At 63.5% G+C, this 14,847-nt stretch carries 12 protein-coding genes; 5 read left to right on the forward strand and 7 right to left on the reverse strand.

Annotated features, from left to right (window positions below; translation table 11 throughout):
- Positions 1–5 precede the first annotated feature (5 nt).
- The 5 genes from B4M43_RS09130 to B4M43_RS09150 all read right to left on the reverse strand — a co-directional run bounded on the left by B4M43_RS09130 (position 6) and on the right by B4M43_RS09150 (position 5,253).
- Positions 6–578 (reverse strand): lipocalin family protein, encoded by a 573-nt coding sequence (locus tag B4M43_RS09130; RefSeq protein ID WP_296266273.1) that lies wholly within the window; start codon positions 576–578, stop codon positions 6–8.
- The gene (locus B4M43_RS09135) at positions 575–829 is read right to left on the reverse strand and encodes a hypothetical protein (RefSeq protein WP_296266275.1); all 255 of its coding nucleotides are present in this window, start codon (positions 827–829) and stop codon (positions 575–577) included. Before B4M43_RS09135 ends, B4M43_RS09130 begins: the two co-directional genes overlap by 4 nt.
- Before the next feature lie 198 nt (positions 830–1,027).
- The gene (locus B4M43_RS09140; protein WP_296266277.1) at positions 1,028–1,624 is read right to left on the reverse strand and encodes a DUF924 family protein; all 597 of its coding nucleotides are present in this window, start codon (positions 1,622–1,624) and stop codon (positions 1,028–1,030) included.
- Positions 1,625–1,627: 3 nt separating this feature from the next.
- On the reverse strand, positions 1,628–2,638 hold the full coding sequence (locus B4M43_RS09145; protein WP_296266279.1) for a class 1 fructose-bisphosphatase: 1,011 nt from the start codon (positions 2,636–2,638) through the stop codon (positions 1,628–1,630).
- 155 nt (positions 2,639–2,793) lie between these two features.
- Positions 2,794–5,253, reverse strand: a complete 2,460-nt coding sequence (locus B4M43_RS09150) for a glycogen/starch/alpha-glucan phosphorylase (protein ID WP_296266281.1) — start codon at positions 5,251–5,253, stop codon at positions 2,794–2,796.
- A 201-nt stretch (positions 5,254–5,454) separates the two neighbouring features.
- Between B4M43_RS09150 and B4M43_RS09155 the strand changes: the two genes are divergently transcribed.
- Positions 5,455–5,859 (forward strand): YkgJ family cysteine cluster protein, encoded by a 405-nt coding sequence (locus tag B4M43_RS09155; RefSeq protein WP_296266282.1) that lies wholly within the window; start codon positions 5,455–5,457, stop codon positions 5,857–5,859.
- Positions 5,860–5,972: 113 nt separating this feature from the next.
- Here the strand turns inward: B4M43_RS09155 and typA are convergent, their stop codons facing one another.
- A complete protein-coding gene (gene typA / locus B4M43_RS09160) occupies positions 5,973–7,793 on the reverse strand; it encodes a translational GTPase TypA (protein ID WP_296266284.1) in 1,821 nt (606 codons plus the stop codon).
- Positions 7,794–7,919: 126 nt separating this feature from the next.
- A complete protein-coding gene (gene thiI / locus B4M43_RS09165) occupies positions 7,920–9,374 on the reverse strand; it encodes a tRNA uracil 4-sulfurtransferase ThiI (protein WP_296266286.1) in 1,455 nt (484 codons plus the stop codon).
- A 541-nt stretch (positions 9,375–9,915) separates the two neighbouring features.
- Here thiI and glnA point away from each other — a divergent pair.
- From glnA to ntrC, 4 genes are all read left to right on the forward strand, one after another.
- On the forward strand, positions 9,916–11,322 hold the full coding sequence (glnA, locus tag B4M43_RS09170; protein WP_296266288.1) for a glutamate--ammonia ligase: 1,407 nt from the start codon (positions 9,916–9,918) through the stop codon (positions 11,320–11,322).
- 153 nt (positions 11,323–11,475) lie between these two features.
- Positions 11,476–12,018: a chorismate mutase gene (locus B4M43_RS09175; RefSeq protein ID WP_296266292.1), complete on the forward strand. Its 543-nt coding sequence runs from the start codon at positions 11,476–11,478 to the stop codon at positions 12,016–12,018.
- A gap of 257 nt (positions 12,019–12,275) precedes the next feature.
- Positions 12,276–13,361, forward strand: coding sequence for a nitrogen regulation protein NR(II) (gene glnL, locus B4M43_RS09180; protein WP_296266293.1), 1,086 nt, complete (start codon positions 12,276–12,278; stop codon positions 13,359–13,361).
- The gene (ntrC, locus tag B4M43_RS09185; protein ID WP_296266295.1) at positions 13,358–14,794 is read left to right on the forward strand and encodes a nitrogen regulation protein NR(I); all 1,437 of its coding nucleotides are present in this window, start codon (positions 13,358–13,360) and stop codon (positions 14,792–14,794) included. Before glnL ends, ntrC begins: the two co-directional genes overlap by 4 nt.
- Positions 14,795–14,847 lie beyond the last annotated feature (53 nt).

Raw genomic sequence — 14,847 nt, forward strand, 5'->3', positions numbered from 1 at the left:
ACCGATCAATGCATCCTGGCGATGTTGCGGTCGGCCATGCGCCAGATCAGGCGGGTGGTGTCATACCCCTGCTGGCGTGCCTTGGCCAGCAGGCTCTCGCGTTCCCAGGCCGAGAGGTGCTGGGCGCGCGACAGGATCCACAGGTGTTTGCGGTCGGGGCTGCCGACGATGGCCGTGCGGTAGCGTTCGTCGACGTAGAGGATCCAGTAATCGGCCCGGGTCACGCCCGGCAGCAGACGGCTCAGGCTGTTGTCGAACTCGACCCACAGCTTGTCGGTGTGGCCGCTGGCCTGCACGTTGGCATGCCCCTGCGCCCGTAGCCATTCGTCGCCTAGGGTGCGGCAACGGTTGAGCACGTCGAAGCTGCCGTCGGGCTTGAGGTTGTAGTGCGCCTCGGACTGGGCGCAGGCGTCCTGATGGGCCAGGGGCAGGCGCGCCAGCTCGTACCAGGTGCCCTGGTAACGCTTGAGGCTGACATTGCCCGCCGTCTTGGGCGCGAGCGGGTCGCTGGCCGTACTGGCGCAGCCGCCGAGCACGGCCAGGCAGCAGACGGCAGCCAACGCTGCGAACGCCCTCATTTGAGGCCCTGCCCCGAATACATCACCACCTTGTCGGCGGCGTACTGCACGCTGATGAAGCTTCTTTCGTCGCCCCAGGTACAACTGGACATGCCCAAGGCGCCCGAGCATTCGGTAGGCGCGCCCAGCAACTGCTCGACGGCGGCCTTGCTCATGCCGGCCTGGAGCCGGGCATAGTTTTCCTGGTTGATCTTGCTGCAGGCGGTCAAGACCACGCAGAGGGTCAGCAAGGCGAAACGACGAAACGACATGACGGGGCAACTCCTGGACAAGGGCTCAGGCTGGAAACCTGCGGAGTGCTTGGAGGGCGAAAAGTCGATCCGGTTCCCTAAGCGCCGACCGATCCGCAGACGCCACCGGTCGCCATGGCCAGAAGGCGCAAAGCAAAAGACCAGGCCGCATCGAAAGAGGCGGCCTGGCCTGGGGTGACGCTTGGCTAACGTGACGCCTTAGAAACGCGAACCTGGCTCGAGCAGGAAATCCATCTCCTCGTCGGTGCTGGGCCGGTCGAGCTGCAGGTTGCGGTGCGGAAAACGCCCGAACCGCTCGATCACCCGCTGGTGCTGCTGGGCGTAATCGAGAAAGCCTTCGAACAGCTTGCGGTTGGCCTCGGGCTGTTCGTCGAGCAGCGTCTGGTAACGCTCGACGCTGAGGTTCTGCCAGTCGAGCACCTCGGCGTGTTGCAGCACCAGCAGCACGAACACGCGCTGGATGGGCAGCAACTGATAGTCGAGCTGCTTTTGCAGCCCCTGCATCGCCACCACCTGGGCACGCCGGTCGCCGTCGAAGGCGCGGGCGGTGTCGCGGTACAGCATGCGCGGCAACTGGTCGAGCAACAGGATCAGGCCCAGCCAGCCTTGCGGGCTTTGCTGCCATTCGTCCAAGCCGCCTTCGAGCGCCTGCTCCATCAGCGGCCCGAACAACGCGCCGGCTTCTTCGTCGTGCTGCTTGCCGAACCACAGCAGGCTTTTCTCATCCGCCACGGCCTGGGCCGTGGTGCCCCAACCGAACCACCATTCCAGCAACGGCTGCCAAGGTGCGAGCATGACTTATTCCTTGTGGTAGGCCGTGACGCGCTCGACCTCTTGCTTCGAGCCGAGGATGACCGAAACGCGCTGGTGCAGGCTCTCGGGCTTGATGTCGAGGATGCGCTCGTAGCCGTTGGTGGAGGCGCCGCCGGCCTGCTCGATGATGAACGACATCGGGTTGGCTTCGTACATCAGGCGCAGCTTGCCCGGCTTGCTCGGCTCGCGCGAGTCGCGCGGGTACATGAACAGGCCACCACGGGTCAGGATGCGGTGCACGTCGGCCACCATGGAGGCGATCCAGCGCATGTTGTAGTTCTTCTTCAGCGGGCCGGTCTCGCCGGCCAGCAGCTCGCCCACATAGCGCGTGACCGGGGCTTCCCAGTGGCGCTGATTGGACATGTTGATGGCGAACTCGGCGGTGGTTTCCGGCACCTTGATGTCTTCGTGGGTGAGCACAAAGCTGCCCAGCTCGCGGTCCAGGGTGAAGCCCTTGACGCCGTTGCCCAGGGTCAGCACCAGCATGGTCTGCGGGCCGTAGATGGCGTAACCGGCGGCCACCTGCTCGGTGCCCGGCTGGAGGAAGGCGTTTTCGTTGAGGGTTTCGTTCTGGCTGAGGTATTCGTTCGGGCAACGCAGCACCGAGAAGATGGTGCCGACCGAGACGTTCACGTCGATGTTCGAAGAGCCGTCGAGCGGGTCGAAGACCAGCAGGTAGGCGCCTTTGGGGTAGCGGCCCGGGATCTGGTAGGCGTTGTCCATTTCCTCGGACGCCATGCCGGCCAGGTGGCCGCCCCATTCGTTGGCTTCGAGCAGGATGTCGTTGGAGATGACATCGAGCTTCTTCTGCACCTCGCCCTGCACGTTTTCGGTGCCCATGCTGCCCAGCACACCGCCCAAAGCACCTTTGGAGACGTGATGGCTGATTTCCTTGCACGCACGCGCCACCACTTCGATCAGGAAGCGCAGATCGGCAGGAGTGTTGTTGCTGCGGGTCTGCTCAATCAAATAGCGACTCAGGGTAACGCGAGACATGTATGGCTCCGACGGGATTGGGGGAGAAAAACCCCCGCAGTTTACAGGGAGAGCGGCACGCTAGCGAGCAAAGCGACGCGCCTGGGCGATCAGACGGCGCTTCGCGGAGGGAGTTCATCCACCCCCACGGCACGGGGCTGCGAGGGTGAAACGGTTCAGTCCAGCGCCTTCCAGATTTCGCTGGCGTATTCGCCGATGGTGCGGTCGGACGAGAACCAGCCCATGTGCGCAGTGTTGAGCACCGCCATGCGCCACCAGTCTTCGGGCGTGTTCCAGAGCGCGTCGACGCGGCGTTGGGCGTCCCAATAGGCATCGAAGTCGGCGCAGACCAGGAAACGGTCGTAGTCGAGCAAGGCGTCCATGAAACCGGCGTAGCGCGAAGGGTCGTCGGGCGAGAACACGCCGCTGCGGATCGCCTGGAACACCTCGTTGAGCCGGGGCGATGCGCTGAGCGCGGCGCCGGCACCGAAGTCGTTGTCACGTTTGCGCGCCTGCACCTGCTGCGCGGTCAGGCCGAAGATGAACATGTTCTCGGCGCCGACGTGCTCGCACATCTCGACGTTGGCGCCGTCCAGGGTGCCGATGGTCAGCGCGCCGTTGAGGCCGAACTTCATGTTGCTGGTGCCCGACGCCTCGTAGCCGGCGGTGGAGATCTGCTCCGACAGGTCCGCCGCCGGAATGATGCTTTCGGCCAGGCTGACGTTGTAGTTGGGCAAGAACACCACTTTCAGCAGGCCGCGCACGGTCGGGTCGTTGTTCACCACCCGGGCGATGTCGTTGGTCAGTTTGATGATCAGCTTGGCCTGGTGGTAGCTGGCCGCCGCCTTGCCCGAGAAGATCTTCACCCGCGGCGCCCAGTCGCCGCTCGGCTCGGCGCGGATGGCCTGGTACAGCGCCACGGTGTGCAACAGGTTGAGCAGTTGCCGCTTGTACTCGTGGATGCGCTTGACCTGCACGTCGAACAGCGCCTCAGGGCTGACGGTGACGCCGACACGTTCCTGGATGATGCTGGCCAGGGCGTTCTTGCTGTGCAGACGCTGGGCGGCGAAGCGGGCACGGAAGGCCTGGTCGTCGGCCTTGGGCGCGAGCTTGGGCAGGTGCGTTTGCGGATCGTCCAGCAGCTCCGGGCCAAGGGTGTCGACCAGCATCTCGGTGAGCTGCGGGTTGGCCTGGTACAGCCAGCGGCGGAAGGTGATGCCGTTGGTCTTGTTGTTGATACGGTCCGGGTAGAGCTTGTGCAGTTGCGCGAACACCGTGCTTTTCATCAACTGGCTGTGCAACGCCGACACGCCGTTGACGCTGTGCGAACCGAGGAACGCCAGGTTGCCCATGCGCACGCGCCGGCCGTTGTCTTCTTCGATCAGCGACACCGCGCGCAACACGTCGAAATCGTGCTGCCCTTGGGCACGCAGCGAATCGATGTGGTGGGCGTTGATCAGGTAGATGATCTGCATGTGCCGCGGCAGCATGCGCTCCATCAGTGCCACGGGCCAGGTTTCCAGGGCTTCGGGCAGCAGGGTGTGGTTGGTGTAGGCCAGGGTGCCGACAGTGATTTCCCAGGCTTTGTCCCACGGGATTTCGTGCTGGTCGACCAGCAGGCGCATCAGCTCGGCCACGGCGATGGACGGGTGCGTGTCGTTGAGCTGGATCGCTGCGGAATCGGGCAGGTTGAGCAGGCTGTCGTGCATGTTCAGGTGCCGGCGCAGCAGGTCTTGCAGGGAGGCGCAGACGAAGAAGTATTCCTGACGCAGGCGCAGTTCCTGGCCGGCCTCGGTGCTGTCGGCCGGGTACAGCACGCGCGAGATGCTTTCGGCGCGGGCCACTTCGGCCACGGCGCCCAGGTGGTCGCCGGCGTTGAAGCGCTCCAGGTGCAGCTCTTCGAGGGCGCGGGCGCGCCACAGGCGCAGGGTGTTGACGCTCGACCCGCGCCAGCCCACCACGGGCGTGTCGTAGGCCACGGCGCGCACGGTTTCGCCCGGCGTCCAGACCTGGCGCTGCTCGCCGTTGTCGTCGGTCAGGGTTTCCACCCCACCGCCGAAGCTGATCGGGTAGATCACCTCAGGGCGTTCGAACTCCCAGGGGTTGCCGAAATCCAGCCAGTTCTCGGTCTGTTCCTGCTGCCAGCCGTCGACGATGGCCTGGCGGAACAGGCCGTGTTCGTAGCGGATGCCGTAACCGTGGGCGGCGATGCCCAACGTGGACATGCTTTCCATGAAGCAGGCCGCCAAGCGGCCCAGGCCACCGTTGCCCAGCGCCGCGTCGGGTTCGAGCAGGCGGATGCGCTCCAGGTCCACGTCCAGCCCGGCCATGGCCTCGCGGGCGATGTCGAGCAGGCCGAGGTTGCTCAGGCTGTCGTAGAGCAGCCGGCCGATGAGGAATTCCAGGGAAAGGTAATACACCCGCTTCTGGTTGCGCCGGTAGGCGCGCCGGGTGTGGTCCATCCAATGCTCGACCATGTGGTCGCGGGCGGCCAGTGCCACGGCTTCGAACCAGTCGTGCTCGAAGGCGTGCTCGGGGTCCTTGCCGACCGAATAGGTCAGTTTGGCCAGTACGGCAGCGCGGAATTCGGCCACCTCGGCGTCACGTGTTGCGCGGTCCTGGGGTTCCTGGGGCATACGACATCCTCGGAAAGATTGACGGAGGCTTCGAGAAAGGAAGAGTGATGAGACTAGACGCTTCGACCCAGAGCGCCGCCGACGGTTCGTCCGGGTTGATGGCTTGAGGCCATTCGGGCGAAAGGTTGTTCACATTTTGAGCAACTCCGGTATGATCGCGCGCCCTGGACCCCGATCCGCCTACCTGTACGCCCTGACCCAATGAAAAGCACCCTGATTGCCGCCGCCGAAGTCGACCGCCTGGAAACCTGGCAGCGCTACACCAGCCACATGTGCGGTGGCTGCCACTCGACCTGCTGCACCCTACCCGTGGAAGTGAAGATCAACGACCTGGTGCGCATCGGCGTGGTCGACGAGTTCGAAAAGAGCGAGCCGCCCAAGGCTATCGCCAAACGGTTGCAGAAAGATGGCATCGTCGAGCGCTTCAACCAGAAGTCCGGCATCTTCACCCTGACCCGCATGAGCAACGACGATTGCCTGTATCTGGACCGCAAGAGCCGCTTGTGCACCATCTACGACAAGCGCCCGGATACGTGCCGCAACCACCCGCGGGTGGGGCCGCGGCCGGGGTATTGTGCGTACAAGCCCAAAGCGCAGGTGCGCTGAGGACGGGCGCATCCGGTCGCCGCTGCGCCGCCTGAGGCGAGCGGCAAAACCCGGACAAACAAAAACGCCCCCGGCCTTTCGACCGGGGGCGTTTTCATTCAGCCAGAACTCACTTAGTTCTTGGCTTTCTTCGCAGCGCGGGTACGCTCGCTTTCGTCGAGGATCTTCTTGCGAAGACGGATCGACTTGGGCGTGACTTCGCACAGCTCGTCTTCCTGGATGTATTCCAGCGCCTGCTCCAGGGTGAAGCGGACCGGCGGCACCAGGGCGATGACTTCGTCTTTACCCGAAGCGCGCATGTTGTCGAGCTTCTTGCCCTTGGTCGGGTTGACGCCCAGGTCGTTGTCGCGGCTGTTCTGACCGATGATCTGGCCGCCGTAGATTTCCTGGCCGTGCTCGACGAACAGCTTGCCGCGCGCTTGCAGGGTTTCCAGCGAGTAGGTCAGTGCCTTGCCGGTTTCGACCGAAACCAGTACGCCGTTCTGACGGCCGGACATGTGGCCGGACTTCACAGTGTCGTAGCGATCGAAGATCGACGTCAGGATGCCCGCACCGTTGGTCAGGGTCAGGAACTGGTTACGGAAACCGATCAGACCGCGAGCCGGGATGTTGTATTCCAGGCGCACACGGCCCTTGCCATCCGGGACCATGTTGGTCAGGTCGCCTTTACGCAGACCCATCTCTTCCATGACCTTGCCCTGGGATTCTTCAGGGATGTCGATGGTGACGTTTTCGAACGGTTCCTGCTTCACGCCATCCACTTCACGGATGATCACTTCAGGACGGCCCAGGGCCAGCTCGAAGCCTTCGCGGCGCATGGTTTCGATCAGTACCGACAGGTGCAGCTCGCCACGGCCCGAGACCTTGAACTTGTCTGGGGAATCGGTTTCTTCAACGCGCAGGGCCACGTTGTAGAGCAGTTCCTTGTCCAGACGGTCCTTGATGTTGCGGCTGGTGACGAACTTGCCTTCCTTACCGCAGAACGGCGAATCGTTGACCTGGAAGGTCATGGAAACGGTCGGCTCGTCGACGGTCAGCGGCTTCATGGCCTCAACGGCAGTCGGGTCGCACAGGGTGTCGGAGATGAACAGCTCGTCGAAGCCGCTGATGCAGACGATGTCGCCGGCCTGGGCTTCTTCGACGTCCACACGGTGCAGACCGTGGTGGCCCATCAGCTTGAGGATACGGCCGTTGCGCTTCTTGCCGCTGGCATCGATGGCGACCACCGGGGTGTTCGGCTTGATGCGGCCACGGGCGATGCGGCCGACGCCGATGACGCCGAGGAAGCTGTTGTAGTCCAGGGCGGAGATTTGCATCTGGAACGCGCCGTCACGGTCGACATTTGGCGCTGGAACGTGGTCGACGACCGCTTGGTACAGCGGGGTCATGTCTTCGGCCATGGCGGTGTGGTCCAGACCGGCGATGCCGTTCAGGGCCGAGGCGTAGACGACCTGGAAGTCCAACTGCTCGTCAGTGGCGCCGAGGTTGTCGAACAGGTCGAAGATCTGGTCCAGCACCCAGTCAGGACGCGCGCCCGGACGGTCGACCTTGTTGATCACGACGATCGGCTTGAGGCCGGCTTCGAAGGCCTTCTTGGTCACGAAGCGGGTTTGCGGCATAGGGCCGTCTTGCGCGTCGACCAGCAGCAGCACGGAGTCCACCATCGACATCACACGCTCCACCTCGCCACCGAAGTCGGCGTGGCCGGGGGTGTCGACGATGTTGATGTGGTAGCCGTTCCAGTTGATGGCGGTGTTCTTCGCCAGAATGGTGATGCCGCGCTCTTTTTCCTGGTCGTTGGAGTCCATGACGCGCTCGTCGTTGAGCTCGCCGCGCTCCAGGGTGCCGGACTGACGCAGGAGTTTGTCTACCAGGGTGGTCTTACCATGGTCGACGTGGGCAATGATGGCGATGTTACGCAGATTTTCGATCACAAAAGCATCTCGAGCAGAGGATTCGGTTGCCGCCAGCTTAGCGGCCAAATATGAAGCGATATGACTCAGTGGGCCCGTTGGTCGGGAGGGCGATGGCGGATGCTGCCGCCATACAGCCCTGGGGTCTTATGCCGGACGATAAACACGCACATTGGCATGTCCCTCACTGAGCAGGTGGTGTGCGTGCAAACGGCTCATCACACCCTTGTCGCAATAGAGCAGGTACTGACGGGTCTCGTCGAGCTGCTTGAAGCGACTGTTGATTGCGTAGAACGGCATGGCCTGCACCTCGATGCCGTCGATTTCCAGCGGCTGGTCTTCCAGGGCGTCGGGATGGCGGATGTCGATGACGATCTGGCCAGGCAATACCTGGGCCACTTCCTCGATCTCGATGTCCTTGCCCAGCTCGTCGATGACGTTGTCGATCGAGACGAAGCGGGCCCGCTCCAGCGCGCTGTCGAGCACGGCCATGTCGAAATGCTGTTCTTCGTGGACGACCCGGTCCGGTTTGGCGCGGGTGGTCGGGTTCACCGAGATCACGCCGCAGTACTCGGGCATGTGCCGGGCGAAGTCGGCGGTGCCGATCTGGTAGGCGGTGTCGATGATGTCCTGCTTGTGGCTGGCCAGCAGCGGGCGCAGCACTAGCTTGTCGGTGGCCTGGTCGATCACCGAGAGGTTGGGCAGGGTCTGGCTCGAGACCTGGGAAATCGCCTCGCCGGTGACCAGCGCATCGATCTCCAGGCGGTCGGCGATGCGGCTCGAGGCGCGCAGCATCATGCGCTTCAAGGTCACGCCCATGTAACGGTCGTCGACCTTGCCGAGGATCTCCCCGACCACTTCCTCGAACGGCACGCTGATGAACAGCACGCGCTGGCTGCTGCCGTACTTCTTCCACAGGAAATGCGCGACTTCCATCACGCCCAGTTCGTGGGCGCGGCCACCGAGGTTGAAGAAGCAGAAGTGCGTGACCAGGCCGCGGCGCATCATCTGGTAGGCGGCCACGGTAGAGTCGAAGCCACCGGACATCAGCACCAGGGTCTGCTCCAGGGCGCCCAGCGGGTAGCCGCCCATGCCCTGGTGCTGGCCGTGGATGATGTACAGGCGCTGGTTGCGAATTTCGATGCGCACCAGCACTTCGGGGTTCTTCAGGTCGATGCCGGCGGCGCCGCACTGCTGGCGCAGTTGGCTGCCGACGTAGCGATCGACGTCCATGGAGCTGAAGTCATGGTGCCCACCGCGCTTGCAGCGCACGGCGAAGCGCTTGCCGGCCAGCAGGTGGCCGAAATGCGCGCGGCACTTGGCGACGATGTCGTCGAAGTCGCCCAGCGGGTATTCCTCGATGCGCAGGCAATGGGCGATGCCCGGCGTGCAGCTCAGGCGCTCGATCATTTCACGCAGGACCTTCTCGTCCTCGAGGCGGGTGACCACTTCGAGATTGTCCCAGACACCCTCCACCACCAGCTGGGGATCGAGGTCCTTGAGCACGGCGCGGATGTTCTTCGCGAGCTGGCGGATGAAGCGCATGCGCACCGGCCGGCTCTTGATGGTGATTTCTGGGAAGACTTTGACGATCAGTTTCATGGTCACAGCGCGCGATGGGCTCACCGAAAAATGAGGGGCGCGGATTATATCGGAAATGTTCCGATGTTTGAGCATTTTTTGCACAAAATCTGTTTTCACACGGCACGATGGGACGACCCTGTGCAAGCGAGAGCACTCGAAGGAAGTAACAGAACCCTATGCAAACGAGGTGACCTGTAGGAGCGACTTCAGTCGCGATGGGCGGCATGGCGGCCCCCTATGGCCTCAACTCTATTCGACAGGGGGATTTCCCATAGTGCTTGGATCAGGGCCGCTTTGCGGCCATCGCAGCTGAAGCCGCTGTACATGCACTTTATTGGTGCAATGGGCGCGATTTGTGCCTCGAAGGGGTGCATAAGCCACTCTTTATCCGCTCCCTAATGCCTCAATCCGCCGCCTTTTATCCCACCCTCGCCATTTTCGGGCACTGGCATGCAAATTGCTCCCTTGTGAGGCAGGTAAGCTTGGCCGACTATCCGTGCCCGGCAACACCCTTTTCCAGGTCGCGGCCAACCGCGTTCCAGACCCACCGGAGGACAGCATGTCGAAGTCGGTTCAACTCATCAAAGATCATGACGTCAAATGGATTGATCTGCGTTTCACGGACACCAAAGGCAAACAGCATCACGTCACCATGCCGGCTCGCGACGCGCTGGAAGACGACTTCTTCGAAGCTGGCAAGATGTTCGACGGCTCCTCCATCGAAGGCTGGAAAGGCATCGAAGCCTCCGACATGATCCTGCTGCCGGACGACACCTCCGCCGTGCTGGACCCGTTCACCGAAGAGCCGACCCTGATCTTGGTCTGCGACGTGATCGAGCCGTCCACCATGCAGGGCTACGACCGCGACCCACGCGCCATCGCCAAGCGCGCCGAGGAATACCTCAAGACCACCGGCATCGGCGACACCGTGTTCGTTGGCCCGGAGCCGGAGTTCTTCATCTTCGACCAGGTCAAGTTCAAGTCGGACATCTCCGGCTCGATGTTCAAGATCTACTCCGAGCAAGGCTCGTGGATGACCGACCAGGACGTCGAAGGCGGCAACAAGGGCCACCGCCCTGCCGTCAAAGGCGGCTACTTCCCGGTTCCGCCATGCGACCACGACCACGAAATCCGTACCGCCATGTGCAACGCCATGGAAGAGATGGGCCTGGTCATCGAAGTGCACCACCACGAAGTGGCCACTGCCGGCCAGAACGAAATCGGTGTGAAGTTCAACACCCTGGTCACCAAGGCCGACGAAGTCCAGACCCTGAAGTACTGCGTGCACAACGTGGCCGACGCCTACGGCAAGACCGCCACCTTCATGCCTAAACCGCTGTACGGCGACAACGGCTCGGGCATGCACGTGCACATGTCGATCTCCAAAGACGGCAAGAACACCTTCTCCGGCGAAGGCTATGCCGGCCTGTCCGACATCGCCCTGTACTTCATCGGCGGCATCATCAAGCACGGTAAGGCCCTGAACGGCTTCACCAACCCGGCCACCAACTCCTACAAGCGTCTGGTGCCAGGCTTCGAAGCCCCAGTGATGCTGGCTTACTCGGCCCGCAACCGTTCCGCTTCGATCCGCATTCCCTACGTGTCGAGCCCCAAAGCCCGCCGTATCGAAGCGCGCTTCCCGGACCCAGCGGCCAACCCGTACCTGTGCTTCGCTGCGCTGCTGATGGCCGGTCTGGACGGCATCCAGAACAAGATCCACCCAGGCGACGCCGCCGACAAGAACCTGTACGACCTGCCGCCCGAAGAGGCCAAGGAAATCCCACAGGTCTGCGGCAGCTTGAAAGAAGCCCTGGAAGAGCTGGACAAGGGCCGTGCGTTCCTGACCAAGGGCGGCGTGTTCTCCGACGACTTCATCGATGCCTACATCGAGCTGAAGTCCGAAGAAGAGATCAAGGTCCGCACCTTCGTCCACCCGCTGGAATACGACCTGTACTACAGCGTTTGATGCGTTAGACGCCTGGCGTCGACACGTTCATCCACAACGGCCTTCTTCGGAAGGCCGTTGTTGTTTCAGCTGTCACGCATATGGGAAGGCTCCTACAAAGGCGCTCTGGAAGAACAAGGCACACTCGATGCCCCCCACTCGAGGAAGCCTTTCATGCGTTTCATCACCCTCACCTTGCTCCTGGCCCTCAGCCTATCCGGCTGTGCCTCTTCGACCAAAACCAAGACACCATTGGACATCCTGCTCGACACCATCGAGCGCCGCTTGGCCCTGGCCGACGGCGTAGCCCTGCTCAAATGGGACCAGAACCTGCCCGTGCAAGACCTACCGCGCGAGCAGCAGATCCTGGCCCAGGTCCGCGAAGCGGCCGCCGACCACGCCCTCGACGAACAGCGGGCGGCGGGCTTCTTCGCCGACCAGATGGAAGCCGGCAAGCTGGTGCAGTATGCCCTGCTCAACCGCTGGGAACGCGAGCAACGGGCGCCCGACACGCCGCGCCTGGACCTCAAGAACGCCCTGCGTCCGCAGCTCGACAACCTGCAGCATCAACTGCTCGCCGGCCTGCAACGCTTCGATCGGCAACGGCCGGGCGACTGCAAGCGAGTGGTCGCCGATGCGCTGGCCGAACGTGCGGGCACCGCACTGCATCAACTGGCCCTGCAACGCGCAGCGGGCAGGCTCTGCGACCCTGCCTGACAATACGCCCTACATTGGTGCATCCTAGGGTGCATGACCGGGGCAGACGGTCCATCTTGCCGCATCGACCGCCTGATTCCCGGTTCGAATCGCCCGTTTTCAGGGCTTGACTCAGAAAGTACCGCTTCTTTTCAGAGCCTTGGTTTGTTTCTTGCATTTTGCAGCTACATGCCGAGCCTCTGCGCTCTCACCTTGGCCCGATCGGGGCATCACGCGCCCAATGCGCCCGCACTGCGGTAATAGAGGTCACCCTTGCCATGACCATCAGCGACGCGCAGCACCGACTGTTGCTGGACAACCTGACCACCGCCACGCTGCTGCTCGATGCCGAATTGCGCCTGGAGTACATGAACCCGGCGGCCGAAATGCTGCTGGCCGTCAGCGGTCAGCGCAGCCACGGGCAATTCATCAGCGAGCTGTTCACCGAATCCGCCGAAGCCCTCAGCGCCCTGCGCCAGGCGGTCGAGCACGCGCACCCGTTCACCAAGCGCGAAGCGCTGCTGACCTCGCTCAATGGCCAGAGCATCACCGTCGACTATGCCGTGACGCCCATCCTGCACCAGGGCACCACCCTGCTGCTGCTCGAAGTGCACCCGCGCGACCGCTTGCTGCGCATCACCAAGGAAGAGGCCCAGCTGAGCAAGCAGGAAACCACCAAGATGCTGGTGCGCGGCCTGGCCCACGAGATCAAGAACCCCCTGGGCGGCATCCGTGGCGCGGCGCAGTTGCTGGCCCGCGAGCTGCCCGAAGACGGCCTGCGCGACTACACCGACGTGATCATCGAAGAGGCCGACCGCCTGCGCAACCTGGTCGACCGCATGCTCGGCTCGAACAAATTGCCCTCATTGTCGATGACCAACATCCACGAGGTGCTGGAACGCGTGTGCAGCCTGATCGACGCCGAAAGCCAAGGTGGCATCACCTTGGTGCGCGACTACGACCCGAGCCTGCCCGATGTGCTGATCGACCGCGAGCAGATGATCCAGGCGGTGCTCAACATCATGCGCAATGCCATGCAGGCCATCGGCCACAAGAACGAACTGCGCCTGGGCCGCATCAGCCTGCGCAGCCGCGCCATGCGCCAGTTCACCATCGGCCATGTGCGCCACCGTCTGGTGGCGCGGGTCGAGATCACCGACAACGGCCCGGGCATCCCCGCCGAACTGCAAGACACCCTCTTCTACCCTATGGTCAGTGGGCGCCCGGACGGCACCGGGCTGGGCCTGGCCATCACGCAGAACATCATCAGCCAGCACCAGGGCCTGATCGAATGCGAGAGCCATCCCGGCCACACCACCTTTTCGATATTCCTGCCGCTGGAACAAGGAGCCACCGCCTCATGAGCCGAAGTGAAACCGTCTGGATCGTCGACGATGACCGCTCCATCCGCTGGGTCCTGGAAAAAGCCCTGCAACAGGCCGGCATGGCCACCCAGAGCTTCGACAGCGCCGAAGGTGTGATGGGCCGTCTGGCCCGGCAGCAACCGGACGTGATCATTTCCGACATCCGCATGCCGGGCACCAGCGGCCTCGATCTGTTGGCGCAGATCCGCGAGCAGCACCCGCGTCTGCCGGTGATCATCATGACCGCCCATTCCGACCTGGAAAGCGCCGTGGCCTCGTACCAGGGCGGTGCCTTCGAGTACCTGCCCAAGCCGTTCGACGTCGACGAAGCCGTGGCTCTGGTCCAGCGCGCCAACCAGCACGCCCAGGAACAGCAAGGTCTGGCCGCGCCGCAACCGCTGACCCGTACCCCCGAGATCATCGGCGAGGCACCGGCCATGCAGGAGGTGTTCCGCGCCATCGGCCGCTTGAGCCACTCCAACATCACCGTGCTGATCAACGGCGAGTCCGGCACCGGCAAGGAACTGGTGGCGCATGCCCTGCACCGCCACAGTCCGCGCGCGGCCTCGCCGTTCATCGCGCTGAACATGGCGGCGATCCCCAAGGACCTGATGGAGTCGGAGCTGTTCGGCCACGAGAAAGGCGCCTTCACCGGCGCGGCCAACCTGCGCCGCGGCCGCTTCGAGCAGGCCGATGGCGGCACCTTGTTCCTCGACGAGATCGGCGACATGCCGGCCGACACCCAGACCCGCCTGCTGCGGGTGCTGGCCGACGGCGAGTTCTATCGCGTCGGCGGCCATGTGCCGGTCAAGGTCGATGTGCGCATCATCGCCGCCACCCACCAGAACCTGGAATCGTTGGTGCAAGCCGGCAAATTCCGCGAAGACCTGTTCCACCGCCTGAACGTGATCCGCATCCACATTCCGCGCCTGGCCGACCGCCGCGAAGACATTCCGGCCCTGGCCCGCCACTTCCTCGCCCGCGCGGCCCAGGAGCTGGCCGTCGAACCCAAGCTGCTCAAGCCTGAAACCGAGGCCTTCATGAGCAACCTGCCATGGCCGGGCAACGTGCGGCAGATGGAGAACACCTGCCGCTGGATCACCGTCATGGCGTCGAGCCGCGAAGTGCTGATCGGCGACCTCCCGCCCGAGCTGCTCAACCTGCCGCAGGACGCATCGCCTGTGACCAACTGGGAGCAGGCGCTGCGCCAGTGGGCCGACCAAGCCCTGACCCGTGGCCAGACCAGCCTGCTGGACAGCGCCGTGCCCAGCTTCGAGCGGATCATGATCGAGACCGCCCTCAAGCACACCGCCGGCCGGCGCCGCGACGCCGCGCAGCTGCTGGGCTGGGGGCGCAACACCCTGACCCGCAAGATCAAGGAACTGGAAATGAACGTCGCCGGTGGCGAAGAGGAGGACGGCGAAGAGCACTGAGGCTGCGCGGTCTTTGTGAATTCATCGGCGCCGTAAAGCCGATGCGCTAGCAT

The sequence above is a fragment of the Pseudomonas sp. UBA6562 genome (assembly GCF_002434265.1).
Lineage (GTDB): Bacteria > Pseudomonadota > Gammaproteobacteria > Pseudomonadales > Pseudomonadaceae > Aquipseudomonas.

Coding starts and splice junctions, on each gene's coding strand:
- B4M43_RS09130 (WP_296266273.1), bottom strand. CDS start 578: ATGAGGGCGTTCGCAGCGTTGGCTGCCGTCTGCTGCCTGGCCGTGCTC.
- B4M43_RS09135 (WP_296266275.1), bottom strand. CDS start 829: ATGTCGTTTCGTCGTTTCGCCTTGCTGACCCTCTGCGTGGTCTTGACC.
- B4M43_RS09140 (WP_296266277.1), bottom strand. CDS start 1,624: ATGCTCGCACCTTGGCAGCCGTTGCTGGAATGGTGGTTCGGTTGGGGC.
- B4M43_RS09145 (WP_296266279.1), bottom strand. CDS start 2,638: ATGTCTCGCGTTACCCTGAGTCGCTATTTGATTGAGCAGACCCGCAGC.
- B4M43_RS09150 (WP_296266281.1), bottom strand. CDS start 5,253: ATGCCCCAGGAACCCCAGGACCGCGCAACACGTGACGCCGAGGTGGCC.
- B4M43_RS09155 (WP_296266282.1), top strand. CDS start 5,455: ATGAAAAGCACCCTGATTGCCGCCGCCGAAGTCGACCGCCTGGAAACC.
- thiI (WP_296266286.1), bottom strand. CDS start 9,374: ATGAAACTGATCGTCAAAGTCTTCCCAGAAATCACCATCAAGAGCCGG.
- glnA (WP_296266288.1), top strand. CDS start 9,916: ATGTCGAAGTCGGTTCAACTCATCAAAGATCATGACGTCAAATGGATT.
- B4M43_RS09175 (WP_296266292.1), top strand. CDS start 11,476: ATGCGTTTCATCACCCTCACCTTGCTCCTGGCCCTCAGCCTATCCGGC.
- glnL (WP_296266293.1), top strand. CDS start 12,276: ATGACCATCAGCGACGCGCAGCACCGACTGTTGCTGGACAACCTGACC.
- ntrC (WP_296266295.1), top strand. CDS start 13,358: ATGAGCCGAAGTGAAACCGTCTGGATCGTCGACGATGACCGCTCCATC.